General features: G+C 52.0%; 2 tRNA genes and 3 rRNA genes. All 5 read right to left on the bottom strand.

What is annotated here, in order from left to right:
- Positions 1-14 precede the first annotated feature (14 nt).
- A tRNA-Ala gene (locus tag DB891_RS17320) sits at positions 15-90 on the bottom strand.
- Positions 91-96: 6 nt separating this feature from the next.
- Positions 97-173 (bottom strand) — tRNA-Ile (locus DB891_RS17315).
- 87 nt (positions 174-260) lie between these two features.
- Positions 261-1,797, bottom strand: a 16S ribosomal RNA gene (locus DB891_RS17310).
- A gap of 449 nt (positions 1,798-2,246) precedes the next feature.
- Positions 2,247-2,362: ribosomal RNA gene (rrf, locus tag DB891_RS17305) — 5S ribosomal RNA — on the bottom strand.
- Positions 2,363-2,496: 134 nt separating this feature from the next.
- Positions 2,497-3,166 (bottom strand): 23S ribosomal RNA (locus DB891_RS17300); the annotation flags it as partial.

Here is a 3,166-nt window from a genome sequence, read left to right as displayed (position 1 = left end):
TCAAGTAAAGCGAGTGGTGGAGCCAAGCGGGATCGAACCGCTGACCTCCTGCGTGCAAGGCAGGCGCTCTCCCAGCTGAGCTATGGCCCCGCATATTGGTAGGTCTGGGCAGATTTGAACTGCCGACCTCACCCTTATCAGGGGTGCGCTCTAACCAACTGAGCTACAGACCTAAGGGTATAACTTTGGGTCTTGATCGTCTTTATACAATGAATCAAGCAATTCGTGTGGGAGCTCATCAGCAGGCTGATGTCGTCGATTAAGGAGGTGATCCAGCCGCAGGTTCCCCTACGGCTACCTTGTTACGACTTCACCCCAGTCATGAATCACACCGTGGTAACCGTCCTCCCGAAGGTTAGACTAGCTACTTCTGGTGCAACCCACTCCCATGGTGTGACGGGCGGTGTGTACAAGGCCCGGGAACGTATTCACCGCGACATTCTGATTCGCGATTACTAGCGATTCCGACTTCACGCAGTCGAGTTGCAGACTGCGATCCGGACTACGATCGGTTTTGTGAGATTAGCTCCACCTCGCGGCTTGGCAACCCTCTGTACCGACCATTGTAGCACGTGTGTAGCCCAGGCCGTAAGGGCCATGATGACTTGACGTCATCCCCACCTTCCTCCGGTTTGTCACCGGCAGTCTCCTTAGAGTGCCCACCATAACGTGCTGGTAACTAAGGACAAGGGTTGCGCTCGTTACGGGACTTAACCCAACATCTCACGACACGAGCTGACGACAGCCATGCAGCACCTGTGTCAGAGTTCCCGAAGGCACCAATCCATCTCTGGAAAGTTCTCTGCATGTCAAGGCCTGGTAAGGTTCTTCGCGTTGCTTCGAATTAAACCACATGCTCCACCGCTTGTGCGGGCCCCCGTCAATTCATTTGAGTTTTAACCTTGCGGCCGTACTCCCCAGGCGGTCAACTTAATGCGTTAGCTGCGCCACTAAAATCTCAAGGATTCCAACGGCTAGTTGACATCGTTTACGGCGTGGACTACCAGGGTATCTAATCCTGTTTGCTCCCCACGCTTTCGCACCTCAGTGTCAGTATCAGTCCAGGTGGTCGCCTTCGCCACTGGTGTTCCTTCCTATATCTACGCATTTCACCGCTACACAGGAAATTCCACCACCCTCTACCGTACTCTAGCTTGCCAGTTTTGGATGCAGTTCCCAGGTTGAGCCCGGGGCTTTCACATCCAACTTAACAAACCACCTACGCGCGCTTTACGCCCAGTAATTCCGATTAACGCTTGCACCCTCTGTATTACCGCGGCTGCTGGCACAGAGTTAGCCGGTGCTTATTCTGTCGGTAACGTCAAAACACTAACGTATTAGGTTAATGCCCTTCCTCCCAACTTAAAGTGCTTTACAATCCGAAGACCTTCTTCACACACGCGGCATGGCTGGATCAGGCTTTCGCCCATTGTCCAATATTCCCCACTGCTGCCTCCCGTAGGAGTCTGGACCGTGTCTCAGTTCCAGTGTGACTGATCATCCTCTCAGACCAGTTACGGATCGTCGCCTTGGTGAGCCATTACCTCACCAACTAGCTAATCCGACCTAGGCTCATCTGATAGCGCAAGGCCCGAAGGTCCCCTGCTTTCTCCCGTAGGACGTATGCGGTATTAGCGTTCCTTTCGAAACGTTGTCCCCCACTACCAGGCAGATTCCTAGGCATTACTCACCCGTCCGCCGCTGAATCGAAGAGCAAGCTCTTCTCATCCGCTCGACTTGCATGTGTTAGGCCTGCCGCCAGCGTTCAATCTGAGCCATGATCAAACTCTTCAGTTCAATACTGCTTGGGTTTTTAAGAAGCCCTAAACTTGGCTCAGCAATCTCAAATGACTATGTGATTTCTCGCATGGTCACTTGTGATGCTGATAATCTTTTTGACTATCAGTCCATACTCACAAGCACCCACACGAATTGCTTGATTCAATTTGTTAAAGAGCGTTTGGTTAAGAGCTTTTCGTCTCAACCGAGGCGCGCATTCTACGCTTTCCTCAGAGCCTGTCAAGCGTTTATTTTGAAGTTTTTTGCGAGAAACTCGTTTAACTTCAAACACTTAACTCGCTTCGATCTCTCGTCGCGGGAGGTGAATAATACAGCATTCAAAAACGCTGTCAACCACCTTTTTGCTGCAGCTGGCTGACCTTGCGGCTTACCAGGAAGAAGCCTGAGCTTCTACTTAAAGACAAAACCCCTACCTCCATGCGCAGATAGGGGTTTTGCGAAATGAATCTTGACGATGACCTACTCTCACATGGGGAAACCCCACACTACCATCGGCGATGCATCGTTTCACTGCTGAGTTCGGGATGGGATCAGGTGGTTCCAATGCTCTATGGTCGTCAAGAAATTCTGTAGCCAGAATGTCCAGATGGACAGCCCAGCGAATCCGGATATGTGATGTTTGTGGTTCGTTGCGAACTTTCGGTTCGTATCATCTTCACCACCGCAATCTGCGTCAGCAAATTGCTTGGGTGTTATATGGTCAAGCCTCACGGGCAATTAGTATTGGTTAGCTCAACGCCTCACAGCGCTTACACACCCAACCTATCAACGTCGTAGTCTTCGACGGCCCTTTAGGGGATTCAAGATCCCAGTGAGATCTCATCTTGAGGCAAGTTTCCCGCTTAGATGCTTTCAGCGGTTATCTCTTCCGAACATAGCTACCCGGCAATGCCACTGGCGTGACAACCGGAACACCAGAGGTTCGTCCACTCCGGTCCTCTCGTACTAGGAGCAGCCCCTCTCAAATCTCAAACGTCCACGGCAGATAGGGACCGAACTGTCTCACGACGTTCTAAACCCAGCTCGCGTACCACTTTAAATGGCGAACAGCCATACCCTTGGGACCGGCTTCAGCCCCAGGATGTGATGAGCCGACATCGAGGTGCCAAACACCGCCGTCGATATGAACTCTTGGGCGGTATCAGCCTGTTATCCCCGGAGTACCTTTTATCCGTTGAGCGATGGCCCTTCCATACAGAACCACCGGATCACTAAGACCTACTTTCGTACCTGCTCGACGTGTGTGTCTCGCAGTCAAGCGCGCTTTTGCCTTTATACTCTACGACCGATTTCCGACCGGTCTGAGCGCACCTTCGTACTCCTCCGTTACTCTTTGGGAGGAGACCGCCCCAGTCAAACTACCCAC

Source organism: Flavobacterium laiguense, assembly GCF_003097655.1.
GTDB lineage: Bacteria > Bacteroidota > Bacteroidia > Flavobacteriales > Flavobacteriaceae > Flavobacterium > Flavobacterium laiguense.
Note: the sequence above shows the minus strand (reverse complement) of the source record. Positions and strands in the feature narration are given on the sequence as shown.